This window comes from Rathayibacter sp. PhB179 (assembly GCF_004345345.1).
GTDB lineage: Bacteria > Actinomycetota > Actinomycetes > Actinomycetales > Microbacteriaceae > Rathayibacter > Rathayibacter festucae.
Genome location: NZ_SLVD01000005.1, coordinates 113,508 through 136,067 on the forward strand (window position 1 = coordinate 113,508; position 22,560 = coordinate 136,067).

Consider the following 22,560-nt stretch of genomic DNA (forward strand, 5'->3'; position numbering starts at 1 on the left):
CGGCGTCCGTCAGAACGGGGGTGGTGAGTCCTCGAGGCGGGGGCCCGGTGGGGCGCCGGCGAGGGCCGGTCGGCGGACGGTGACGAGGCGGCCGGTGGGGGTGGTCCAGACGATGCTGCCGTCCTTGCGGGGGACGTAGCTCCAGCGGTCGCCGTGGCGGATGTGGTGGTGGGACGTGCAGAGGCAGACGAGGTTCTCGAGGGACGTCTCTCCGCCGTTCCTCCATTCGAGGGTGTGGTCGGCCTCCGCTCGGGAGGCGGTGCGGGTGCAGCCGGGGAAGCGGCAGGTCTGATCGCGCAGCTGGAGGTGCAGTCGCATCTGCGGGGGCGGGACTCGGTAGGTGCGGCCGACGGAGACGACCGCGCGGGTATCGGGGTCGGTGAGGACGCGGGTGAACGACGCGCCCGTCTCGACCAGCGCTCGGGCGAGATCGGCCGGAATGAGGCCGTAGCCGTCGAGGTTCGCGGGGGCATCGTCCAGACCGGCAGCAGTCGATGCGGCGAGGGTGAGGCGCACCTCCGCGCGGATCCCGGGCACGTACGACGCCGACAGCTGCGGTCCGTCGCCCGCGGGCGTGGTTCCGGCGATGTCGCCGTCACGCAGCAGATCGGTGAAGACGTCGGCCTTCAGCTGTGCCAGCGTGCGCTCGTCGCCACCCTCACGGAGACTGCGGGCGATGCGGTCGACGCGCTCGGCGATGCCCATCGCGTCCGGCGCGGGCAGCAGCGCGCAGAGCGTCGCCATGCCGTCGACCTCTGGCGAGACCCAGACGGCGCGATCCTGCCTCGCGCGGACGTGCCGTTGGGCGAGCGGCTCCTCGTGCAGCTCGTCGCGCAGGCGGGCGACGATTCTTCTCAGCTGCGTCGGCGTGACCTCCGGTGCGATCTCGGCGGCGCGCTCGTCGAACCGGGCGCGGGAGCCGGGAGGCAGGGTGGCGGCGGTCGCGCAGACGATCTCGCTCGAGTCCCACAGCAGCCGGCCCTCGGCCAGCAGGGCGCGGGTGCGGGGGAGGTCCTCGACGAGCAGTCGGGCGTGCTCGAGGACCGTCTCCGCGGCCCGCTCGGACAGGCGGAGCTTGACCGCGAACTCGGCCCGGATGGACCGCTCGACCAGGGAGCGCGCCTCGCTGCGGGAGAGTGACTTCGCGCGGGCGAACGCGTCAGGGACGGTGACGGCCGCGCGGTAGGCGAGGTGCAGGGTCTGCGCGCGGGTGAGGAGCAGCTGCGCGGAGGTGCGTCCGATCTCCGCGGCGATATCGGTCAGCGCGTCGACGGCGGCGAGCGCGCTCGGCTGCCCTGCCGCTCCCGGGTCGCTGTGGTCATCCATACGCGTATTCAAGCAGGGACCACCGACACCCGAGCGGCCGTCGGGCGGGGCCCTAGGAGAACCCGCGGATATCCGATCTGTGGAGGAGCTATGCCCCCACGTCGACCGCCGCGCCGGCGGCCCGCCCGTGCAGAGTGACGATCGGCGCCACCTCCGTCCAGCCGAGGCTCGTGTAGAGCGCGCGCCCGCCGACGCTCGCCATCAGGAGGCCCGTGGTCGCGCCGTTCTCCGCCGCCCAGGCGCTGAGGCCCGTCATCACCAGGCCGCCGAGGCCGCGGCGGCGGAACCGCGGAGTCGTCTCGATCCGGTCGAAGACGGCGTCGCCGCCGCTCAGCGCCGCCTGCCCGCGCGCCGCGACCTCGCCCTCCGCCTCGATGCGGGCGTGCGCGACGCGACCGCTCACCGCGATCCGCACCTGCGCCGGCCTCGCCGACCTTCGGAGCCGGGTGGTCATCATTCGCTCGTCGCTGGTCACGGCGTCGAGGCCGGCCACCGCGTCGCGACCGCGCTCGTCGAGCTCGCCGACGATCGTCAGCCAGACGTCGGGCGCGGTGACGGCGGCGGCCAGTCGGTGCAGCTCGGGCAGCGACGGCTCGGCGATCACGTACTCGCGGGAGCGGGTCTCCGCCGCGACCTCGACGAGCCGGCCGTCCCCGTCGCGCCGCGCAAACATCCCGCGCGACTCGCACCACCCCGCCACCCAGCGGTCCACCAGCTCTCGCGAAGCGTCCATCACGGCACCGTAACCGGACACCCGGCCCGGTCGCTCCTGACGATCACGGCACGAGGTGCTGGGTGATCGATCCGCTCGCGCCGTCCAGGCGGACGTCCGCGAGCGCGCCGTTCACCAGCGGCATCTGCGGCGGCTGATGTCCCGTGTCGAAGTCCAGGACCACGGGGAGGCCGAGATCACCGAGCGCCCGGCGCACCGCCTCGTCCTGGCTGAGCTCGGGAACGGCACCGCCGCCGGTCCGGCCGATCAGGACGCCGTTCGCGTCCTCGAACCAGCCCGCGAGGCGCAGCGAGGTGAGCATCCGGAGGACGGAGACGGCGTCGGACTCGGCCGCCTCGAGGTGGACGATGGTCCCCTCCGGTGCGTACCGGCGCGCGAATCCGGGGACGTCGCCGTACGGCGTGCCCGCCAGGAGCGAGACCGTCTCGAGGCAGCCGCCGATCAGACGGCCGCGCATCGCGACGTCCGCAATCCCGTCGAGGGAGCGCCAGCGGGTGGGTGCCTTGTAGGCGCGATCGCGGTCGAGGGGCTCGTCCGCCCAGGCTTCCCAGGGCCGGCCCCGGCGGCGCGGCGCGGCGCGCTGGGTGAAGGAGCTCCCGGGTGGGAGGGCCGCGACGTCCGTCCACCGCTCGAACTCGAGAGGGAGCTCCCACGGCTCGTCCATCAGGTTCGCGCCGTTCAGCGTCGCCAGCCCGGTGATCGTCGTCAGCGGCAGGAGCAGGGTCGACACGTCCGACCAGCCGACGAACCACGGGCGAGCGTCGGCCAGAGCGCGCCAGTCGAGCGCGTCGAGCAGCTCGATCGCGAGCTCGCCGCCCCACGGCGGCAGGACCGCGTCGCCCGTCCGGAAGGCGTCGTGCAGATCGGCGACCCGCGCCGCAGCGGACGCCGGCACGAGTCCGGGCGTGAGCGCGTGGGGGCGGACCCGGACGTCAAAGCCGCGCGCCGACAGGCTCCCGACCGCGGCGTCGAGCCGCTCGTGCAGGTGCTCCGGCACGCCCATCGACGGCGCGGGGACCTCGACGACGGCTCCGGCGCGGAGGGGCGCGGGGTAGGTGATGCTCGCCATCAGGCGACGGTAGCAAGGCCCTCCGGCCGGGCGCTCACCGGATCGAGACGACGAGAGCGAGGCCGACGAGGGTGACGGGCAGGGCGAGGAGGCACCAGAGGATCTCCCACCCGTGACGGCTCTTCGGAGCGGTCGTCAGGCGGACGAGGGTGAGGACCCAGACGGCGAGGGCGCTCGACAGCGCGACGATCCCGGCGGAGAGGAGGAGCGCGTCTCCTGCGGCGTCCTCCTCCTCTGTCGGCGACTCTCCGAAGAAGGTGAGCTTCGAGGCGAAGCCGAGGTACGCCAGCACCAGGGGAGCGGCGATCGTCCCGAGGACGGCGATCGCCGCGATGACGAGGCCGAGGGGGAGTCGTGAGGTCGGCGGCCTGTGCGAGGTGGTGGGATCGCTCGGGGGAGGGTCGGTGGGGCGGGCGCGCGGCAGCTCGACGGTGTCCTCCTCGCGTCGGCGTCACGGTTCGACGCGGCCTGAACCTAGCCGCCGCTGCGGGAGACCGTGCGGCTGGCGCGATCCGTCGCTCGGTGGGGGACATCTCGTGGAGGAGGCACCAGCAGACTTCGCGGTCGAGGGTGTGGCGAGGGCTGCCGTCGTTGCGTGCGTGGATCTCGATACGCCCTCTGCGAGGGCTACTCGATCAGCATGATTGTGCGCGAGGTCAGCAGGACGAAGTGGGCGGCCCGCCCCATGCTGGTCGAGTAGCGCGCAGCGCGTATCGAGACCCACCTCCGGCAGAACGGTGGGTCTCGAGACGCCCTCTGCGGGGGCTGCTCGATCAGCGGGGAGTCCGGGTCACTTCTCCGGGGTGACGACGAGGCCGACGCCGCCGCCGCGGCGGACGGGCTCGGCGACGGCGGTCATCAGGCCGGAGGGGTCGACCTCAATGGCGGCCACCGCGCCGATCTGCGCGGCCGAGGTGAAGGTGTCGCCCGAGGGCGTCAGCTGCTGGCCGAAGGGCGCGAGGTCGTCGGCGTAGGCCTCGATGAAGCCGGGCTCGGCGGAGGTGGACGCGGTGTTGCGCTGCGACGCCCGGGGCGCGGCCACCGCCTCCGGCAGGGTCATGCCGAGGTCGATGCGGTTGACCAGCGTCTGCAGCACGGTCGTGATGATCGTCGCTCCGCCCGGCGAGCCGACGACGAACTTCACCGCCCCGTCCTCGAGCACGATCGTGGGTGACATCGAGGAGCGCGGGCGCTTGCCGGGCTCGATCCGGTTCGGGTCGCCCTCCACGGGCGTCGCGGAGAAGTCGGTCAGCTCGTTGTTGAGCAGGAAGCCGCGGCCGGGGACGGTCATCGCCGAGCCGCCGGTCTGCTCGATCGTCAGCGTGTAGGACGCCGCGTTGCCCCACTTGTCGACGACGGAGAGGTGCGTGGTCGAGACGTTCTCGGTGTCCGGCTGCTCCGCGCTGATGGCGGTCGCGCAGCCGACGCCGTCGAGCGCGCCCGGGGCGACCGGCCGCGTGGAGGCGGCCGCCGGGTAGATGGTGCAGTCGCGGGAGTCCGCGAACTCCTGGCTGAGCAGCGTCTCGGTCGGCACGTCGACGAAGGCCGGGTCCCCGACGTACGCGCCGCGGTCGGCGAAGGCGCGGGCCGACGCCTCGAGGTAGAGGTGCAGGGCGCTGCCGGTGTCCTCGGCGGCGAGGTCGTGGTTCTCGAGGATGTTCAGCGCCTCGCCGATCGCGATCCCGCCGGAGGAGGAGGGCGCCATGCCGTAGACGTCGAGGCCGCGGTAGGACGTGTGAGTGGGCGCCTGCTCGGCCACCGAGTAGCCGGCGAGGTCGTCCTCGGTCATCGAACCGGCCGGGGCGGGGAGGGTCGCGCCCTCCGCGAGTCGCGGGTTCTGCACCGTGTCGGCGATCTCAGCCGCGAGCGGTCCGTCGTAGAACGCGCTCGGTCCGCGGGCGGCGATCCGGGCGAGGGTCTTCGCGAGGTCCGGGTTGCGGAAGGTGCTGCCGACCGCCGGAGCGTCGCCACCGGGGAGGAACAGCTCCGCGGTGTCGGGGAACTGCTGGAAGCGCTCGAGGTTGTCGAGCGTCTGGCTGCGGAAGGTCTCGTCGACCGGGAAGCCCTTGGCCGCGAGCACGATCGACGGGGCCAGCACGACCGGGAGCGGGAGGGTGCCGAAGCGATCGACCGCGGCGTCCCAGGTCGCGACCGTGCCGGGGACGCCGACCGCGACTCCGGACGAGACGAGCTGCGGGGTGAACGGGTACGGTGCACCCGTCGCGGGGTCGAGGAACGCGTCCGGAGTGATGCCGGCCGGCGCCGTCTCGCGGCCGTCGATGGTGCTCACCTCGCCGGTCTTCGCATCGAAGTAGACGAAGTAGCCGCCGCCGCCGATCCCGGCGCTGTACGGCTCGGTGACGCCGAGGGCCGAGGCCGTCGCGACGGCCGCGTCCGCCGCGTTGCCGCCGCGCTTGAGCACCTCGAGGCCGACCCGGCTCGCGAGCGCGTCGACCGAGGAGACCGCGCCGCCGTAGCCGACCGACGTCGACGGCGAGACGACCGGACCGCCGAGGGCGTCCCGGAGCTCCTGCGCGGACGGCAGACCGCTGCTCGGGACGCCGGGGAACGGCCAGTCGAGCGCGGCGGCGGGTGCGGCGCCCGCCACTCCGAGGGAGGCGACGGCGACCAGCGCGAGCGCCGCCCGTCGGAGACTGCGGATCGTGGCCATGGGGTTCCTCCATCGGAACTCGGTGCGGGCGGAGCAGGTGCGTCCAACCTAGGCCGGTGGCGGGTCGAGGGGCCAGCACTCCGCGCCTCCGAGACGGGGGAGGGCGGGCCGGGGACGGCGGAAGGGCCGCCCCGATGGGGACGGCCCTTCTGCGATCAGTGCCCGGGGATCAGTGCCCGGGGATCAGTGCCCGGGGATCAGTGCCCGAGGATCAGTGCCTGGGGATCAGCGCTTCACGGTGAAGGCGAGGGTGATCGCCTTGCCCGACTGCGCGCCGGTGACCGTGACGCTGTAGTCCCCGGGGGTGGTGGGGGCCTTCGCGGTGGCGGTCAGCGCGCCGTCGTTGAGGTCGCGCGTCGCCGTGCGCTCGGTGAAGAGCGGCGCGGAGCCGATGAGCTGCGTGTCGCCCTGGAAGCCCTCCGCCGTCAGGGTGATGCGGGCTCCGGGCGCGAAGGTGCTGCCCGAGAGCTCGGCGGTGGCGCCGAAGCTCAGGTTCCGGATGTCGCGGTCGAGGCCGAGCGCGTTCGAGATGGTGAAGAACGTGTCGGTCTGGTCGGTGAGGCCGGCGACGTTGGCCGCGCCGGGTCCGTAGGCTGCGATGCGGAGCTGCGTGCCGGTGTGCTGCTGCGAGCCGCCCTCGGCGGCCGTGCCGTAGGACACCTTCATCGTGCTGCCGTCGACCGTCTTCAGCGCGGTGCTGAGCGAGGTCGGCGGGGTGGAGTCGACGATCTGGCTGGAGTGCGCGTGGTCGGCGGTGACGATGACGAGAGTGTTCCCGTCCGCCTCGGCGAACGCGAGCGCGGCCTGGACGGCCTCGTCGAGGTCGACGGTCTCGCCGATCTGGCCGCAGGCGTTCGCGGCGTGGTCCTGCTTGTCGATGCTGGCGCCCTCGACCTGGAGGAAGAAGCCCTCGTCGCCGGTGTCGAGCAGGTCGATCGCCTTCTCGGTCATCGCGCGCAGGGTGGGCTGCTCGGCGGGACGCGAGGGGTTCGCGACGCAGGTCTGCGGCGCGGCGTCGGCGCCGCCGACGGTCGCGGGGGTCGGCGCGTAGCGCACGGGCAGGTTGCCCGAGTTGAACAGGCCGAGCACCGGCGCGTCCTGGTCGGCGACGGTCAGCGCGTCGAGCTGGTCCGCCGTACCGGCCGTCGTCGCGTCGCCGAGCACCTGGTAGCCGCGCTCGTCGGCCTGCTGGAACAGGGTCTGCCCGGCCCAGTCGCCCGCCTTCGCGGTCTGCGCGAACGTGGCGGAGCCGCCGCCGAGGGTGAGGTCGGCGCGGGTGTCGAGGATCTGCTCGCTGATCGAGCCGAGTCCGCCGTTCTCGAGCGCGTCGTTGCCGCAGCTGGCGCTGTCGGGTCCGTAGCAGCTGCGCGCGTCGACGTGCGCGGCCTGCACGGCCGGAGTCGCGTCCTGGATCTCGGCGGTGGTGACGTTGCCGGTCTTCAGGCCGTTCGCCTTCGCGATCTCGAGGAGGGTGTCCTTGCGCTCCTGGTCGATGTCGACCGAGATCGCGTTGTCGTAGGTCTTGGTGCCGGTCGCCCAGGCGCTGCCGGTCGCGGCGGAGTCGGGCACGTAGTCCGGGGCGCCCTTGACGGCGCCGGTCGCGGGGTCGTCGGCGCGGTAGAGCGAGTACGTCGTGTACTGGCCGGTGATCGGCAGGGCGTCGATGCCGGGGAAGCGGCCGGCGGCGCCGTAGGCGTAGTTGCGGGCGACCGTGATCTCGGAGTCGCCCATGCCGTCGCCGATCAGGAGGATGACGTTCTTCGCGTCCTGCTCCTCCACCGCCGCGCGCAGCGAGTCGGAGAGGTCGGCGTCGACCGGGGAGATGCGGGCGGCGCCACCGGTGGCGGCGAGGTCGGCGGCGCCGATGGCGGTGGCCGCGCCGGGGGCGGCCAGGGCGGCGGCGCCGACCAGGGCGACGGCCGTGAGGGCCAGTGCGGTGCGTCCGCGATGCGCGGAGCGGGACAGTCGTGTCACGTCGGGGACTCCTTGGGGTGAGGGCCCCTGAGAAGGGGCTCACCCAGCACACTCCTGATTCCCGCTCCCGTGGGTGAACGGGGATGCATAGCCGGGTGAACTTTCCGCGCGCCGGTCCCGGTGGCGACCGCGTGCGGTGACCCCGTGCGGGGGTCAACCCGGGCGGATCCGGCACCAGACCCGAAGCCGAGCATTAGCGTGACCCTCGGTGGCCGCCGCCGCCGAACGCCCCGAGAGGACCCCATGACCACGCCCCGCCCCGTCTCGCGCCGCACCGCGACGACCGCCGCCCTGTGGAGCGCCCCGGTCCTCCTCGCCGCCTCCGCTGCTCCGCTCGCCGCCGCCTCGACGGCGGTCTCGGCCTCGCTCGGCATCGTCTCCGGCGGGCTCGCGAACGGCGGCGGGGACCTCTACGCGGGCCAGTTCACCCCGGTCGTCTCCGCCGCTCGGGACAGCGAGCCCGTGCGCGACATCGTCGCCCGGATCACGTTCGACACGGGCGACAGCGACGTCGTGCTGTCCGACTTCGTCCTCGAGGAGGGCCCCTGGGTCGTCGTGGAGCCGCTCGGCTCCCGCACGCCGGGCGTCGTCGTCCTCGCCTGGTCGGACGCGACCGGCCTCCGCGACGGCGAGTCTCCGGTCCCGCCGCAGTTCAGCGTCCACGCGTCGGGCTACATCGTCAGCTGCCTCGTCTCGCTGACGAGCACCTCGGCCGCTCCGATCGAGGACTACCTCACCATCGCGGTGGTCTGACGCGCAATCAGAGCGCCCGCGGCCGGTAGGTCTCGATCAGCGCGTCGAAGAGCCGATCCATCCGCTCGTCCGCCGTTCGGCGGGCCGGGTCCGCGTCGTACCACTCGACGATCTCGCGTGCGCCGTCACTGAAGCGGGTCGAGGGCGCGAAGGCCGGCACCAGGCTCCGGATCTTCGCGTTGTCGAAGATCATCGAGTGGGCCTTGTCTCCGACGATGCCCGCGCCCAGCTCCGGGTCGGCCGCGGCGATCGCGTCGGAGGTCACGTGCACGATCCGCGCCTCGGCGCCCGCGGCGGCCGCGAGGTCGTGGTGGATGCGGTCCCAGGTGGGCGTCTCGTCGCCGGTGATGTGGAACGCCTCGCCGATCGCCGCCGGCGCGCCGAGCAGCCCCACGAGGCCGACGGCGACGTCGCGGCTGTGGGTGATCGTCCAGAGCGAGGTGCCGTCGCCGGGCACGACCACCTCGAGTCCGCGCCGCATCCGGTCGATGACGGTCCAGCCGCCGTCGACCGGCAGCGCGGTGCGGTCGTAGGTGTGCGAGGGGCGGACGATCGTCACCGGGAAGCCGGTGCGCCGATACTCGCCGACCAGCAGGTCCTCGCAGGCGATCTTGTCCTGCGAGTAGCTCCAGTACGGGTTGCGGAGCGGCGTCGACTCCGTCACCGGCACGCGCGCGGGCGGCTTCTGGTAGGCCGAGGCCGAGCTGATGAAGACGTACTGGCCGGTGCGGCCGGCGAACAGGTCGATGTCCTGCTGCACGTGCTCCGGAGTGAACGCGGCGAACTCGATCACCGCGTCGAAGCGCTCCTCGCCGAGCGCCTCGCGCACGGAGGCGGGATCGCGGACATCGGCGGTCAGCGTCCGGACGCCGTCGGGCAGCGGGCGGATCGAGGTGCGGCCGCGGTTCAGCACGGTCACCTCGTGCCCGACGGCGAGAGCGCGGCGGACGCCCTCGGAGCTGATGATGCCCGTTCCTCCGATGAACAGAACGCTGAGGGGCACGGCGGACCCGACCTTTCCGGATGAGGGCTGCGCGCTCCGCTCCGGAAGCGGAGGGACGTCGTCGAGCACCGCCTCCATCAGCGCACACTCCGGCGCTCCCGTCGAGGGGGTGGCGGGACCCTCCCTCCGGCGGCGATCGCGTCCTAGCGTGGAGTCATGACCCTGCAGCTCACCCTCAACAACGGCGTCACCCTCCCCGCTCTCGGGCTCGGCGTCTTCCAGAGCGCGCCCGAGGAGACGACCGCCGCCGTGCAGTCCGCCCTCGAGGCCGGCTACCGCCACATCGACACCGCCGCCGCGTACGGCAACGAGCGCGAGGTCGGCGAGGGCCTGCGCCGCTCGGGCCTGGACCGCTCGGAGGTGTTCGTCGAGACCAAGGTCTGGGTCACCGACTACGGCTACGACGAGACCCTGCACGCGTTCGAGAAGGCGACCGGCAAGCTCGGCGTCGAGCAGCTCGACCTGCTGATCCTGCACCAGCCCGTCCCCTCCCGCTTCGACACCACCGTCGCCGCCTACCGGGCGCTGGAGAAGCTCCTCGCCGACGGCGGCGTGCGCGCGATCGGCGTCAGCAACTTCACGCCCGCGCACCTGGCGCGCCTGCTCGCCGAGGTCGACGTCATCCCCGCCGTCAACCAGGTCGAGCTGCACCCGTACTTCGCGCAGCCCGACCTCCGCCGCGAGCACGCCGAGCGCGGGATCCTCACCCAGGCCTGGTCGCCGATCGGCGGCATCACCTTCTACCCCGGCTGGGGCGACGAGCGCCGCAGCGTGATGGACGACGCGACGATCGGCGCGATCGCGGCCGAGCACGGCAAGAGCCCGGCGCAGGTGATGCTCCGCTGGCACCTGCAGCAGGGCCGCTCCGCGATCCCCAAGTCGACGAACCCCGAGCGGATCGCGGCGAACATCGACGTGTTCGACTTCGAGCTGAGCGACGACGAGCTCGCCCGGATCGACGCCCTCGACACCGGCGTCCGCAGCGGCCCCGACCCGGACGTGGAGCGGCCGGCGCTCTTCGAGCGCACGATCCCCGAGGCGTGAGCCCCGGAGCACGAGCCACGACGATCCCGCACCACCCACCAGCACGACGCCCAGCATCCCCACCCACAGGAGGAGACACCATGACCGACCCGATCGGCATCCCCGACGCCACCGCTCTCGAGAGCACCCGCCGCACCATCGCGATCCTCGGCGCAGGCGGCGACCTCACCGAGCGGCTGCTCCTGCCGGGTCTCGGCCGCGTCGCCGAGCTCGCGCGCGACTCCGAGCTGACCCTGATCGGCGCCGCCCGCACCCCGCAGACCGACGACGAGTGGCAGGGCCTCGTCCGCCGCAGCCTCGAGGCCGCCGGGATCGCGTCGCACACCGTCGACGACCTCGCCTCGCGCGCCCGCTTCGTCGCCACCGACGCCTCCGACCCGGAGCAGCTGAAGGCCCTGCTCGACGCCTGCCCGACGACGCCCGTGCTCTACGTCGCGCTGCCGCCGGCGATGGGCCACAAGGTCGCCGACTCGCTGTCGAAGCTCGAGCTCCCCGAGGACCTCGTCGTCGCGGTCGAGAAGCCGTTCGGCGAGGACCTCGACGACGCGATCGCGCTGAACGCCGCCTTCGCCCCGGTGATCTCCGAGGACCGCCTGTGGCGCATCGACCACTTCCTCGGCAACGCGACCGTCATGGGCATGCTCGGACTGCGCTTCGGCAACCGCCTCCTCGAGGCGAGCTGGAGCGCCGAGCAGATCGAGAAGATCGAGATCGTCTACGACGAGACGCTCGGGATCGAGGGGCGCGCCGCCTTCTACGACGGCACCGGCGCCCTGCGCGACATGCTGCAGAGCCACCTGCTGATGGTGCTCGCGCTCACGACGATGGAGCGCCCCGAGGAGGTCTCACCCGAGGACGTGCACGAGCGGATGGCCGAGGCGCTCGGCGCCGTCCGCCTCTGGCGCGACGACCCCGCCACCGCGCGCCGCGCGCGCTACACCGAGGGCCGGGTCGACGGCCGGTTCTTCCCCTCCTACGTCGACGAGCCCGACGTCGATCCGGAGGCCGGCACCGAGACGCTCGCGCAGCTGCTGCTCCAGGTCGACACGCCCCGCTGGGCCGGCGTGCCGTTCGTGCTGCGCTCCGGCAAGGCGATCGGCGACCCGCGCCACGAAGTCGCCGTGCACTTCCGCGCCGCGACCCCGCCGCGCGGCCTGGTCGGCGCCGACGACGGCGCGGGCACGGTCCTGCGGATGTCGCTCAAGGGCGGCGACGTCAGCCTCGACCTGCTGGTGAACAGCGCCGACGACCTGACCGACCTCGAGCGCACGACGCTCCAGGCGCAGCCCGGCGCCGCCACCCTCGACCCCTACGCGCAGGTGCTCGCCGGCATCCTCCAGGGCGACACCCTGCTGTCGGTGCCGGGCGCCGTCGCCGAGCAGTGCTGGCGCATCATCACCCCGGTGCTCTCGCACTGGGCCGAGGGCGGCACTCCGCTCGACGAGTACGAGGCCGGAAGCGCGGGCCCCGAGGGCTGGTAGCGCGCGAGCAGCCCCGCAGGGCAGAGCGCTCCCTGCTGGTCGAGTAGCCCCGCAGGGGCGTATCGAGACCCACCGTTGTCAGCAGGGTGGATCTCGATACGCCCGCTGCGCGGGCTACTCGATCAGCACGGATGGCTGATCGGCTTGGATCGAGGCAGCCCGCCGTGGGGTGCAGCCGCTCCCCATGCTGGTCGAGCAGCCCCGACGGGGCGAATCGAGACCCGCCGTCGCCGCACTCAGACGTCGACGAGGATCGTCCGGGTCGGGAGGCCGAGGAAGGCGGGAGCCTCGCCCTTCGTCTCGGGAGAGACCGGGCCTCGCGTCACGGTCGCCGTGACTCGGAAGCCGCCCGGGGGAACCGGCGTCAGTGCGCAGTACATCCGTCCCGGGCCGAGGGGCGCCACCTGCATCACCCGCCCGTCCCGGTCCGTGTAGGTGCCGCGGCTCCGATAGCTCCCGGCCGGGACCACGAGGTGGGCGGAGCGCGGGCCGTCGACGACGAGCCACTCCGACCAGTGCCCGACGTCGTGCTCGGTGGTCACGTCCATCCGGGCGTCGCTGACGAGCTCGACCAAGGCTCCGGACGCCCCGCTGCGCGCCGCCCGGAGCTCGACGATGAAGTTCCCCGAGGACAGGGAGTCCAGGAAGAGACCGACGTACGGTCCGGCCTCGAGGGGTCGCGGAGCGCTTGCGGCGGCCCCGGGGGCGCCGACCGCCGCGGCGAGGACGGGCGCCGCGCAGGCCATCGCGATTGCGGCGCGGCGGGTGACTCCCGGACCGTCCGAACGACTGCCGGACATGAGATCTCCCTCCGGTCGCACGGCTCCTCGCGACCCGTCGTGCCGTCCGCCCTCGGCTCACCGAGACCGGACGGATGCCGCAATGCTCGGTGACCTGTCCGGATCCGCCGAATCGCTGGCGCGATGCGGTGAACCTGGCGCCGGGGCGTCGACGCGCGGGGTGGAGGGACGGGTGAGCTGCATTCTGGTCGAGTAGCCCTGCAGGGGCGTATCGAGACGCATCGTCCTCAGCGAGGGCGGATCTCGATACGCCCGCTGCGCGGGCTACTCGATCAGCATGAGGCGAGGGCTGCTCGGCCGGCGCGAGAGGTCGGCCGCTCAGGCGATGATGACGAGGGACTGGGTCCCGAAGCCGAGCGCGGTCTGCGCCTTCGGATCGCTGCCCGGGTGGACGCGACCTCGCGTCACGGTGGCCGTCACCGCGAATCCGCCCTTGGGGAGCAAGGTGAACCTCGAGTACCCGCTCCCCGCGATCCTCGCGATCTGGAGGGTCACGCCGTCCTTGCCGGTGTACGTGCCGGCCGAGGGGTAGAGGCCGGCCGGCAGCAGGAGGTGCCCGGCGCGCAGGCCGTCGACGACGACCCCGCCGGACCAGCTCTCGATGTCGTGCTCCGACGTGATGTCGATCCTCGCCTCGTCGGCGAGCACGACGGGGGCTCCGGCCGCGCCGCTCCTCGCCATCCGCAGATCGACGCGGAACTCACCCGCACGCCCGGAGACCACGAAGAGCCCGACGTAGGGTCCCTCATCGACCGGCATGGGCGCGGACGCGGCCGCACCGGGCGCCGCGACCGCGGCCGAGACCACCGGAGTGGTCCACGCGGCTGCCGCCACGGCGGTCCGGCGCGTCACCCCGCGCTCGGCGCCGTCCCTCTCCTCGAAGGGTGCATCGTCCCGTCGAGCGTCCGACATCGTCTCTCCCTGATCGTGCCGGTGCTGGTCTCAGGCGGGAGCCGAGCACCGATCATCCGCTGGAAGTCCGAAGTCTCGTGCTCCGCGGTCGGCCTCGCCCCATCGGTGGCACGATGCAGTCGATCTGGCAGGGTCAGCTCGCGGTCAGGGCGTCGCGGAGGCGGACGCGGGAGCCCATCCGCAGCAGGGAGTTGGTGTAGATGCGGCTGGCGACGGCCATCACGGCCGCGGTGGCGACGACGAGGAGGCCGAGCGAGACCAGCGGCTCCCACCACTCCGCCTCGCCGAAGAAGAGCCGGACCGGCATCGCGACCGGGGCGCTGAAGGGCACGTAGGACAGGATCGTCATCACCAGCGGGTTGTCGCCGAAGATGACGACGCCGAAGTATGGCACCATCACGAGCATCATCGCGGGGGTCATCACCGAGCCGGTGTCCTCCTGGCGGGAGACGAGCGCGGCGCCGGCCGCGAAGACGCTCGCGACCAGGACGAAGCCGAAGACGAAGAACACGACGAACCAGATCAGCGGCGCCGAGAGCAGGTCGAGCAGCTCGGTCTGCCCTGTGATCGCCAGCCCGAGGGCGGACGCGGCGGCGATCGCGGCGGCCGTGCCGACGCCGATCACCGAATTGCCGAGGATCTTGCCGGCCAGCAGCGCCCGGGCGGGCACCGCGGCGAGCAGGATCTCGACGATGCGCGACTGCTTCTCCTGCACCGTGTTCTGCATGATGGTCGCACCCGAGCCGAGCACGGCGAGCATGAACACCAGGCCGAACGCCAGGCCGATCAGCGTGCGCAGGCCGGAGGGAGTCTCGGAGGGCTCGAGCAGCTCGACCGCCGGGCTGACGGAGAGCGCCGCGACCAGGCCCTCCGGCGCCTCGTCGAGGGCGAGCACGGAGAAGCCGACCGCGTCGTCGCTCGGGACGAGCGCGGCGTCGACGTCGCCGGAGCGCACCAGCTCCTCCGCCTCCGCGACACTCCCGACCTCGGTGACGTCGAGGGTGTCCGCGGCGGCCAGGGAGGACGCGGCGGAGCCGACGACGGCGACCGGGGTCGCGTCGGCGGTGCGGCTGCCGAGCACGTTGGCGAGCACGATCCCGCCGATGACCAGCACGAGCGTGATGACCGTCGAGACCAGGAACGCCTTCGACCGGATCTGGGAGAGGATCTCGCGCTCGGCGACCAGGAGCGTCGCGCCCCAGGTGCTCAGCCGGCCGTCCGGGGCACCGGTACCGGCACCGGTCGCGCTCCTCGTGCTGCTCGTCGTCATCGGACCGCCTCCGTCTTCTTCTCGGCGCCCGCGGGCGCGCTCACCACGATGTCCCGGAAGATCTCCCCGAGGGTCGGCCGCACGGGCCGGAACGACGCCACGGTGCCGCGCTCGACGGCGGCCCGCAGCACGGCGTCGGCCGCCGCCCGGTCCGCGTGGAAGAGCACCGACGTGCCGGCCAGCTCCGCCACCTCGACACCGGGGACGCCGCGGACCCAGCCCGCGTCGCCGTCCGTCTCGAGCGACCAGCGGTCACCGGAGTACTGCTCGCGCAGCGCCTCGCGCTCGCCCGCGGCCTTCACCTGGCCGCCGGCGATGATCACCAGGTCGTCGCAGAGCCGCTCGACCACGTCCAGCTGGTGCGAGGAGAACAGCACCGGGATGCCCCGGGCGGCGTGCTCGGCGATCACCGTGACGACGTCGTCGACGGCCAGCGGGTCGAGCCCGGAGAACGGCTCGTCCATGATCAGCACGTCCGGGTCGTGCACGAGGGCGGCCGCCACCTGCACGCGCTGCTGGTTGCCGAGCGAGAGCGCCTCGAGCTTGTCGCGCCGGCGCTCGATCAGGCCGAGGCGCTCGAGCAGGTCGTCGGCCCGCTGGACGGCGGTGGCCTTGTCGATGCCGTGCAGCCGGGCCAGGTAGGCGAGCTGCTCGCCGATCTCCATCTTCGGGTAGAGGCCGCGCTCCTCGGGCATGTAGCCGAAGCCGTGCAGCGCGGCCTGGCCGACCGGCGTGCCGTCCAGGGTCACCTCGCCGGAGTCCGGCCGGAGGACGCCCAGGATCATCCGCATGGTCGTGGTCTTGCCGGCGCCGTTGCCGCCGACGAACCCGGTGAGCCGGCCCCGCCCGACATCGAAGCTGACGTCATCGACGGCGCGATGGGCACCGAAGCTGCGACTGATGTTCTGCACGCTGAGCATGCGACCTCCTCGGATCCGACTGACCCCTCCACGCTACGGAGGGCGCGTCATCGGCACCTCCGGCGCGGGGGTGAACGGCCGTCTCCGCCTCAGGACGGAGGAGCCTCCGACGGCCGCCGCGGGTCGACCAGGCCGGAGCGGTAGGCGAAGGCCACGGCCTGGACGCGGTCGCGGAGCGACAGCTTGGCGAGCACGTTCGACACGTGCGTCTTCACCGTCGCGCGGCCGACGACCAGCAGCTCGGCGATCTCGTCGTTGGAGAGGCCCTGCGCGAGCAGGCGGAGCACCTCGGTCTCGCGGGCGGTCAGGTTCTCGGGCGCGGTGCCGGGCTGCGCGCTGTGCCCCGCGGGCGGCTCCGCGAGCGGCGTGCGCTCCCGCTCGCGGGCGACGGCGCGCTCGATCACCGTGCGGGTCAGCTCGGGCGCGAGCAGGGCGTCGCCGGCGGCGATCGCGCGGACGCCGGCGACGAGGCGCTCCGGCGGCGAGTTCTTGAGCAGGAAGCCGCTGGCGCCCGCCTCCAGGGCCGCCAGCAGGTAGTCCTCGCGCTCGAAGGTGGTCAGCACGAGCACCTGGACCGTCGCTCCGGGCTCCGCGAGGATCCGCCGGGTCGCCTCGAGACCGCCGATGCCGGGCATCTCCACGTCCATGCAGACGACGTCGGGCCGGGTGCGCGCCACGACCTCGACGGCCTCCTCGCCGCTGGACGCCTCGCCGACGACCTCGATGCCGGCCTGCAGCGAGAGGATCGTGCGGATGCCCTGCCGCATCAGCGCGTGGTCGTCGACGAGGACGACTCGCACGCCGCCCGCAGCGCCGTTCAGGCGCGGACCGCCGCTCATGCCCGGACCGCCAGCGGCACGGCGACGCGGACGACCCAGCCGGAGCCGGTGCGCGGCCCCGCCTCGAGAGTGCCGTCGAGCGTCGCCGCCCGCTCGCGCATCCCGAGCAGGCCGAGCCCCCCGCTCTGCCGACGCGGGCCGGGGCGCCCGAGTCCGTCGTCGGCGACCTCGAGCTCCACCGAGTCGCCCTCGTAACGCAGGTGGACGCGCGCCCGGGTGCCCGGACCGGCGTGCTTGAGGACGTTGGTGAGCGACTCCTGCGCGATGCGGTAGAGGTTCAGCCCCACGAGTGCAGGGAGCTCGACGGGCTCGCCGACCACCTCCAGCGAAACCCGCAGACCCGAGGCCTCGGCGTCCGCGACCAGCGCCGGCAGCGCGTCCAGATCGAGCGAGGCCGTGACCGGGTCGAGCGCGGACTCCTCGTCGCGGAGGGTGCCGAGCAGCTGGTAGAGCTCGCCGACCGCCGCACGCGAGGTGCCCTCCAGCGCCTGGAGCTGCTCGTGCGCCTTCGCCGGGTCGGCGTCGACGAGCATCCGCGCCGCTCCGGCCTGGACCCCCATCAGCGAGACGTGGTGGGCGACCGCGTCGTGCAGCTCGCGCGCGATCCGCAGCCGCTCGATCGTGATCGCCTGGCGGGCGACGGTCGACTGCTCCTCCTCGAGCTGGCGGGTGCGCAGGTCCGTGAGGGCGCGCTGGCGGGCCGAGGCCCAGGCGTGGTCGCCGAACCACCAGGCGCCGGCGAAGTAGAGGACGTTGATCAGGATCTGCTGGAGCATGTAGGCCGCGATCGGCGTGAGCGCGCCGATGCCGGCACCCTCGAAGTCGAGGTCCTGCGTGCTCGCGCGGAAGAAGGTGATCAGCAGCCAGACCGCCATCACGGCGACCAGCACGCCGCGCGCCCAGCCCGCCCGCGTCCGGTTCTGCTCCCACGCGCCGACGCTGTAGAGCGCCATGAACAGCGCGATGTTGCTGATCGTCAGCTCCGGCACCTTCAGCTCGCCGACCAGCAGGAACGCGGCCCCGATGACGGCGAGGATCGCGACGGGCGCCGTCCGCCGGAACGCGAGCGGGAGGATGACGACGGCGAGCACCGCGGCGCTCAGCGCGGGCGACGCGGGATCGGTGAACAGCCCGATCGCGCGGCCGAGCACCAGCGAGAGCACCGCGGCGCCGAAGAGCACGGCGGCGGTCGCGACGTCGGCCCGGCGCTGGTCGGGCGTGGCGGGCGACCGCCGCCAGGCGCGGGAGTCCGGAGCGGCAGTCATCCCGCCAATCTAGCCGCGGGGCTCAGGCGTGCGGGTGCGGGTGGCTGCGCTCGAGCGCGGCGCCCTCGAGGTCGACGTCCGGCAGGAGCCTGTCGAGCCAGCGGGGGAGCCACCAGGCCGAGCGCCCGAGCAGGTGCATCAGCGCCGGCATCAGCAGCATCCGGACGACGAACGCGTCGAGCAGGACGCCGAAGGCCAGGCCGAAGCCCATCGAGCGGATGATGGTCGACTCCGAGAAGATGAAGCCGCCGAAGACCGCGACCATGATCAGGGCCGCCGCGATCACGACCGCCTTGCCGGCCTGGAAGCCCTGCGCGACCGCGAGGCGGGCGTTCGCCCCGTGCACATAGGCCTCGCGCATCCCCGAGGCGAGGAAGAGCTGGTAGTCCATTGCCAGCCCGAACAGGATGCCGACCAGGATCACCGGCAGGAAGCTCAGGATCGGCCCGGTCGAGTGCAGTCCGATCAGGTCGGCGCCCCAGCCGAACTGGAAGACCGCGACGATCAGCCCGTAGGTCGCGAACAGCGACAGGATGAAGCCGCCGGTCGCGATCAGCGGCACGAGCAGCGAGCGGAACACCAGGATCATGATCAGCAGCGAGAGGCCGACGACGACCGCGAGGTAGGTCGGCAGGACGTCGTTCAGCCCCTCGGAGATGTCGATGTTGGTGGCCGCCTGGCCGGCGACGCCGAGGACGATGTCGTCGTCCACCGGGGGCAGCGCGCGCAGATCCTGCACGAGGGCCTCGGTCGAGGCGCTGTTCGGACCGTCGGTCGGCAGCACCTGGAAGGCGAGCAGCGTGCCGTCGTCGGAGGCGGCGACGGGCGCCACGGCGACGACGTCGTCCTGCTCGGCGATGGTGCGGGCGACGGCGACCTGGGTGGCGAGGAGCGCGTCGTCGGCGACTCCGCCGGGGACCGTCGCGGTGACGAGCAGGGGGCCGTTCGCGCCGGCACCGAACTCGTCGCCGACGATCTCGAAGGTGCGGGCGCTGGTCGAGCCCTCGGGCTCGCTGGCGCCGTCCGGCAGGCCGAGGCGCATCGAGAGCGCGGGGATCGCGATGACGAGCAGCACGGCGACGGTGCCGACGACGGTGAGGACCGCGCGCAGGGTGGACATCGGCGCGACCGTCTTCACCGCCGCGTGGTGCACGACGGCCGAGCGGGCCTTCTTACGCAGGAGCCGGGTGCCGAGCAGGCCGAGGATCGCCGGGGCGAGCGTGACCGCGATCAGCACGGCGACCGCGACGCAGACCGCGCCGACCGTCCCCATCAGGCCGAGGAACGGGATGCCGGTGACGTTCAGGGCGAGCAGCGCGACGACGACCGTCGAGCCGGCGAAGACGACGGCCGTGCCGGAGGTGCCGTTGGCCAGGCCGATCGACTCGCGCACCTCGACGCCCGAGAGCAGCTGCTTGCGGTGCCGGTTGACGATGAAGAGGGAGTAGTCGATGCCGACCGCGAGGCCGAGCATCACGCCGAGGACCGGGGTGACCGAGGCCATGTCGATGACGCCGGAGAAGGAGAGCGAGGCGGTGACGCCGACGCCGACGCCGACGAGGGCGGTGACGATCGGGAGCGCGGCGGCGACGAGCGAGCCGAGCATCACGATCAGGACGACACCCGCGAAGACGAGGCCGATCGCCTCGCCGACGCCGAAGATCTGCGGGACGCCCTGGGCGAGATCGGTCGCGAACGTGACGTCGGCGCCGGCGACCGGTGCGGACTCGAAGTGGTCGATGACGCCCTGCTTGACCTCCTCCGGCAGCTCCAGGCGCGGCTCGGTGAAGGAGACGTTGACGATGGCGGTCGAGCCGTCCGCCGAGACGACGCCGATGCCGTCCGCGAGGGCGAGGAGCTCCTCGCCCTGGTCGAGCGGGGCCGCGCCGGCCTCGAGCTCGGTGCGCGAGGCGTCGAGCGCCGCCTGCTGCGCGGTGAGCTCGGCCTGCTGGGTGTCGAGCTGCGCCTGCTGGGCGTCGAGGGCGGCGAGCTGCTGCTCCGGAGCGCCGGCGGCGACCGCCTGCTCGCGGGCCGCGGTCAGCTGCTGCTGGCCCGCCGTGAGCTGGGCCTGGCCCGCGTCGAGCTGCGCCTGCCCGGCGTCGATCTGCTCCTGCCCTGCCTGGAGCTGCGCTCGGCCGTCGGCGAGCTGCTGCGCGCCGTCGAGCTGAGACTGGCGCGCGGCGAACGGATCGACGACGGCGGCGACACCCTCGAGGTCCTCGGCGGAGGCGGCCAGCGCCGAGATCGCCGACTCCTGCTCCGCCGTCAGCGCGGAGCCGTCGGCGGTGCGGTAGACGACGGTGCCGGTGCCGCCGGCGGTGTCCGGCAGCTTCTCGGCCAGCTGGTCGGTCACGGCGCCGGACGCGGTGCCCGGGATGTCGAAGCTGTTCGTGAGGCTGCCGCCGACCGCGAGGAAGGCGCCGACCGCGACGCCGAGGATCACGACCCAGGCGACGGTCACCGCCCAGGCGCGGCGAGCGGCGAAGGTGCCCAGACGGAACAGCAGGGAGGCCAAGGAGGTGTCCGATCGAGAGGTGCTCAGACGCGAGCGGCGACAGCGGTCGCTAGATCATACGGTACGTCTCGTCTAGAGCCGCTGTACGCTCGTCGCATGACGGAGCACCGGAGCGGACCGGTCCGCAGCGCCGCGGCACGCGAGTCGGTCCTCGAGGCGACCGCCCGGCTGTTCCTGCAGCGCGGCTGGGACCACCTCACGATGGAGGGCATCGCCAAGGACGCGGGGGTCTCCAAGCAGACCGTCTACCGCTGGTGGCCCTCCCGCGGCGCGCTGATCGCCGACTGCATGATCGAGGGCCGGCTCGTCGCGGTCGAGGTGCAGCTCCCGGACACCGGCGACCTCCGCCGCGACCTCGGGGTGTGGCTCGCGCCGATCCTGGAGCTCGCGGGAAGTGAGCCCGGCGCGTCGCTGGTGCGCTCGCTGATCGCGGCCGGTGCGGAGGACGCGGCGGTGGGGGAGCGGCTGGGCCGCGCGTTCGGCGTGGACCAGACGCTCTCGGACCGCTTCGCGAAGGCGGTCGAGGCGGGGCAGCTCCCGGCCGACGCCCCGGTCGACGAGCTCGGGCTCTCGATCCTCGGGGCGATCATCCTGCCCGTCGTCGGGCGTCGGCCGCTCGTCGCGGCGTCCGTGCTCGGGCACGTCGACTTCCTGCTCCGGCCGCACGGCTGAGGCGGCGGCCGGAGCAGGCTCACGTCAGGATCAGGCCCAGGCCCAGGAGGCGAGGACCGACTCGGCGACGGCCTCGCGCTGGTCGTCGTCCACGGTGGGGCTGAACGAGAAGGTGACGACGTAGGTCTGGCCCTTGTCGGTGACGTAGTACTGCTCGACGGCGTAGCTGGTGCCCGACGCGCTGAGGTTCGCGCTGAGGTGCGCGGACTCGGCTCCCGCGACGACGACGCGGTCGTTCGCCTCGACGTCGGTGGCCCCGGCGTTCTCGAGCTCGGTGACCCCGGCGTCCTCGACCTGCTCGGCGGAGACCTCGCCGGCGGGGCTGAGGACGACGTTCACGTTGTCGGCGAAGCCGTCGGTGTCGGTGAGGTCGGCGGCGAGGGTGTCCGCGCCCATGCTCGCGGGGTCGGCGTCGGGGGTGCCCCAGCCCTCGGGCACGGAGTAGGAGTAGCCGTCGCCGGTGATCGTGTCGCCGGCCGCGGCGGCCGTGTCGATGGTGTCGGCGTCGCTGCCGGAGTCGGTGCCGGCGTCGGTGCCGGCGGGGGAGGAGCAGCCGGCGAGGAGGACGAGGAGGGCGGCGGCGGTGGCAGTGGTGGCGGCGGCGCTGAGGCGCGCGGGAGCGCCGTGGCGCGTGATTCGTGACATCCCTGCACGCTAGCGACGCCGACCGGGCGGCCGCATCCCCCTCGCCGGGGACGACGGCGCCCCGACTACGCTGGTGGCCCTATGGCATCCGACAGCGAACCCTCCGTCACCCTCACCGATCCGCTCGAGGAGCGCCTGCGCGCCCAGGTCGCCCGCGAGGGCGAGCGCGCGGTCGCCCTGCGCTCGGCCGCGCTGCTGACCGGCGGCTACGAGGGCGAGGCCTTCCTGCTCACCGTCGGCGGCGAGCACGCGGCGGGCGTCCTGCAGGGGGCGCCCTCGCTGTACTGGCCGGAGCTGTGGGGCGCGCGCGCCCTGCTCTACGTCTGGGACGACACCGCGGCCGACGCGGTCCTCGCCGGGCTGGCCAACCCGGCCTGGCGCGTGCGCGAGATGTGCGCCCGGGTCTGCGCCGAGCGGGTCCTCGGCGGGCAGAAGAAGCTGGCGCGGCTCACCACCGATGAGCACGCGCGCGTCCGCGCGGCCGGTGCGCGGGCGCTCGTCGCCGCCGCGGTCGCCGGGATCGGCTCGGGGCGCGACGCGAAGGGCGAGTTCGCGGCGAGCGTCGAGCAGACGCTGACCTCGATGGTCCGCGACCCGGACAAGGACGTGCGGCGCGACGTGCGGGCCGCGCTGGACCAGCTCCGCGACGCTCGCCGCTGAGAAGCCCC

The 22,560-nt window shown here is 73.4% G+C and carries 20 protein-coding genes; 5 read left to right on the forward strand and 15 right to left on the reverse strand.

Translation table 11 applies throughout. The annotated features are described in order from the left end of the window. Positions 1-9: 9 nt before the first annotated feature. The 6 genes from EDF43_RS11915 to phoA all read right to left on the reverse strand — a co-directional run bounded on the left by EDF43_RS11915 (position 10) and on the right by phoA (position 7,773). Complete coding sequence (locus EDF43_RS11915) at positions 10-1,326, reverse strand: HNH endonuclease signature motif containing protein (protein ID WP_132437089.1); 1,317 nt, start codon at positions 1,324-1,326, stop codon at positions 10-12. Between the two features lie 88 nt (positions 1,327-1,414). Beyond that, positions 1,415-2,059 (reverse strand): GNAT family N-acetyltransferase, encoded by a 645-nt coding sequence (locus EDF43_RS11920; protein WP_132437090.1) that lies wholly within the window; start codon positions 2,057-2,059, stop codon positions 1,415-1,417. A 43-nt stretch (positions 2,060-2,102) separates the two neighbouring features. Continuing rightward, the gene (locus EDF43_RS11925) at positions 2,103-3,128 is read right to left on the reverse strand and encodes a S66 peptidase family protein (protein WP_132437091.1); all 1,026 of its coding nucleotides are present in this window, start codon (positions 3,126-3,128) and stop codon (positions 2,103-2,105) included. 34 nt (positions 3,129-3,162) lie between these two features. Then, positions 3,163-3,420, reverse strand: coding sequence for a hypothetical protein (locus EDF43_RS11930; protein ID WP_132437092.1), 258 nt, complete (start codon positions 3,418-3,420; stop codon positions 3,163-3,165). Between the two features lie 498 nt (positions 3,421-3,918). Continuing rightward, on the reverse strand, positions 3,919-5,799 hold the full coding sequence (gene ggt, locus EDF43_RS11935) for a gamma-glutamyltransferase (protein WP_132437093.1): 1,881 nt from the start codon (positions 5,797-5,799) through the stop codon (positions 3,919-3,921). Between the two features lie 225 nt (positions 5,800-6,024). Beyond that, positions 6,025-7,773 (reverse strand): alkaline phosphatase, encoded by a 1,749-nt coding sequence (phoA, locus tag EDF43_RS11940; RefSeq protein WP_243646295.1) that lies wholly within the window; start codon positions 7,771-7,773, stop codon positions 6,025-6,027. Positions 7,774-8,016: 243 nt separating this feature from the next. Between phoA and EDF43_RS11945 the strand changes: the two genes are divergently transcribed. Beyond that, positions 8,017-8,526, forward strand: a complete 510-nt coding sequence (locus EDF43_RS11945; RefSeq protein ID WP_132437094.1) for a hypothetical protein — start codon at positions 8,017-8,019, stop codon at positions 8,524-8,526. A 7-nt stretch (positions 8,527-8,533) separates the two neighbouring features. Here EDF43_RS11945 and EDF43_RS11950 read toward each other — a convergent pair whose 3' ends face one another. Next, positions 8,534-9,529 carry an NAD-dependent epimerase/dehydratase family protein gene (locus tag EDF43_RS11950; protein ID WP_243646296.1) on the reverse strand — a complete coding sequence of 332 codons (996 nt, stop codon included), beginning with the start codon at positions 9,527-9,529 and terminating at the stop codon, positions 8,534-8,536. A 156-nt stretch (positions 9,530-9,685) separates the two neighbouring features. On the opposite strand from EDF43_RS11950, the gene EDF43_RS11955 reads away from it, so the two are divergent. Both EDF43_RS11955 and EDF43_RS11960 read left to right on the forward strand, forming a co-directional pair. Continuing rightward, positions 9,686-10,573: an aldo/keto reductase gene (locus EDF43_RS11955; protein WP_123736984.1), complete on the forward strand. Its 888-nt coding sequence runs from the start codon at positions 9,686-9,688 to the stop codon at positions 10,571-10,573. 80 nt (positions 10,574-10,653) lie between these two features. Continuing rightward, positions 10,654-12,054, forward strand: coding sequence for a glucose-6-phosphate dehydrogenase (locus EDF43_RS11960; protein WP_207901721.1), 1,401 nt, complete (start codon positions 10,654-10,656; stop codon positions 12,052-12,054). 236 nt (positions 12,055-12,290) lie between these two features. Here EDF43_RS11960 and EDF43_RS11965 read toward each other — a convergent pair whose 3' ends face one another. The 7 genes from EDF43_RS11965 to EDF43_RS11995 all read right to left on the reverse strand — a co-directional run bounded on the left by EDF43_RS11965 (position 12,291) and on the right by EDF43_RS11995 (position 20,575). Next, positions 12,291-12,854 (reverse strand): hypothetical protein, encoded by a 564-nt coding sequence (locus tag EDF43_RS11965; RefSeq protein ID WP_132437096.1) that lies wholly within the window; start codon positions 12,852-12,854, stop codon positions 12,291-12,293. Positions 12,855-13,172: 318 nt separating this feature from the next. Continuing rightward, entirely contained in the window at positions 13,173-13,766 is a 594-nt protein-coding gene (locus EDF43_RS11970; protein WP_132437097.1) for a hypothetical protein, read from the reverse strand. A 133-nt stretch (positions 13,767-13,899) separates the two neighbouring features. Then, on the reverse strand, positions 13,900-15,036 hold the full coding sequence (locus EDF43_RS11975; RefSeq protein ID WP_132437098.1) for an ABC transporter permease: 1,137 nt from the start codon (positions 15,034-15,036) through the stop codon (positions 13,900-13,902). After that, positions 15,033-15,956 (reverse strand): ATP-binding cassette domain-containing protein, encoded by a 924-nt coding sequence (locus EDF43_RS11980; protein WP_132437099.1) that lies wholly within the window; start codon positions 15,954-15,956, stop codon positions 15,033-15,035. The genes EDF43_RS11975 and EDF43_RS11980 overlap by 4 nt, the downstream gene beginning before the upstream one ends. Before the next feature lie 89 nt (positions 15,957-16,045). Further along, on the reverse strand, positions 16,046-16,795 hold the full coding sequence (locus tag EDF43_RS11985) for a response regulator transcription factor (protein WP_132437100.1): 750 nt from the start codon (positions 16,793-16,795) through the stop codon (positions 16,046-16,048). After that, a complete protein-coding gene (locus tag EDF43_RS11990) occupies positions 16,792-18,060 on the reverse strand; it encodes a sensor histidine kinase (RefSeq protein WP_132437101.1) in 1,269 nt (422 codons plus the stop codon). Before EDF43_RS11990 ends, EDF43_RS11985 begins: the two co-directional genes overlap by 4 nt. A gap of 22 nt (positions 18,061-18,082) precedes the next feature. Next, on the reverse strand, positions 18,083-20,575 hold the full coding sequence (locus tag EDF43_RS11995; RefSeq protein ID WP_132437102.1) for an MMPL family transporter: 2,493 nt from the start codon (positions 20,573-20,575) through the stop codon (positions 18,083-18,085). Between the two features lie 96 nt (positions 20,576-20,671). Between EDF43_RS11995 and EDF43_RS12000 the strand changes: the two genes are divergently transcribed. Next, positions 20,672-21,247, forward strand: a complete 576-nt coding sequence (locus EDF43_RS12000; protein WP_132437103.1) for a TetR/AcrR family transcriptional regulator — start codon at positions 20,672-20,674, stop codon at positions 21,245-21,247. Positions 21,248-21,277: 30 nt separating this feature from the next. Here the strand turns inward: EDF43_RS12000 and EDF43_RS12005 are convergent, their stop codons facing one another. Then, positions 21,278-21,892 (reverse strand): hypothetical protein, encoded by a 615-nt coding sequence (locus tag EDF43_RS12005; RefSeq protein ID WP_132437104.1) that lies wholly within the window; start codon positions 21,890-21,892, stop codon positions 21,278-21,280. 81 nt (positions 21,893-21,973) lie between these two features. Between EDF43_RS12005 and EDF43_RS12010 the strand changes: the two genes are divergently transcribed. Beyond that, entirely contained in the window at positions 21,974-22,552 is a 579-nt protein-coding gene (locus EDF43_RS12010; protein ID WP_164874455.1) for a HEAT repeat domain-containing protein, read from the forward strand. Positions 22,553-22,560 lie beyond the last annotated feature (8 nt).

Bases quoted from the DNA above. Each gene is read 5' to 3' on its own strand.
- EDF43_RS11945 (WP_132437094.1), top strand. From the start codon at position 8,017: ATGACCACGCCCCGCCCCGTCTCGCGCCGCACCGCGACGACCGCCGCC.
- EDF43_RS11975 (WP_132437098.1), bottom strand. From the start codon at position 15,036: ATGACGACGAGCAGCACGAGGAGCGCGACCGGTGCCGGTACCGGTGCC.
- EDF43_RS12010 (WP_164874455.1), top strand. From the start codon at position 21,974: ATGGCATCCGACAGCGAACCCTCCGTCACCCTCACCGATCCGCTCGAG.
- EDF43_RS11965 (WP_132437096.1), bottom strand. From the start codon at position 12,854: ATGTCCGGCAGTCGTTCGGACGGTCCGGGAGTCACCCGCCGCGCCGCA.
- EDF43_RS12000 (WP_132437103.1), top strand. From the start codon at position 20,672: ATGACGGAGCACCGGAGCGGACCGGTCCGCAGCGCCGCGGCACGCGAG.
- ggt (WP_132437093.1), bottom strand. From the start codon at position 5,799: ATGGCCACGATCCGCAGTCTCCGACGGGCGGCGCTCGCGCTGGTCGCC.
- EDF43_RS11970 (WP_132437097.1), bottom strand. From the start codon at position 13,766: ATGTCGGACGCTCGACGGGACGATGCACCCTTCGAGGAGAGGGACGGC.
- EDF43_RS11960 (WP_207901721.1), top strand. From the start codon at position 10,654: ATGACCGACCCGATCGGCATCCCCGACGCCACCGCTCTCGAGAGCACC.
- EDF43_RS11925 (WP_132437091.1), bottom strand. From the start codon at position 3,128: ATGGCGAGCATCACCTACCCCGCGCCCCTCCGCGCCGGAGCCGTCGTC.
- EDF43_RS11980 (WP_132437099.1), bottom strand. From the start codon at position 15,956: ATGCTCAGCGTGCAGAACATCAGTCGCAGCTTCGGTGCCCATCGCGCC.
- EDF43_RS11915 (WP_132437089.1), bottom strand. From the start codon at position 1,326: ATGGATGACCACAGCGACCCGGGAGCGGCAGGGCAGCCGAGCGCGCTC.
- EDF43_RS11920 (WP_132437090.1), bottom strand. From the start codon at position 2,059: ATGGACGCTTCGCGAGAGCTGGTGGACCGCTGGGTGGCGGGGTGGTGC.
- EDF43_RS11955 (WP_123736984.1), top strand. From the start codon at position 9,686: ATGACCCTGCAGCTCACCCTCAACAACGGCGTCACCCTCCCCGCTCTC.
- EDF43_RS11990 (WP_132437101.1), bottom strand. From the start codon at position 18,060: ATGACTGCCGCTCCGGACTCCCGCGCCTGGCGGCGGTCGCCCGCCACG.
- EDF43_RS12005 (WP_132437104.1), bottom strand. From the start codon at position 21,892: ATGTCACGAATCACGCGCCACGGCGCTCCCGCGCGCCTCAGCGCCGCC.
- EDF43_RS11985 (WP_132437100.1), bottom strand. From the start codon at position 16,795: ATGAGCGGCGGTCCGCGCCTGAACGGCGCTGCGGGCGGCGTGCGAGTC.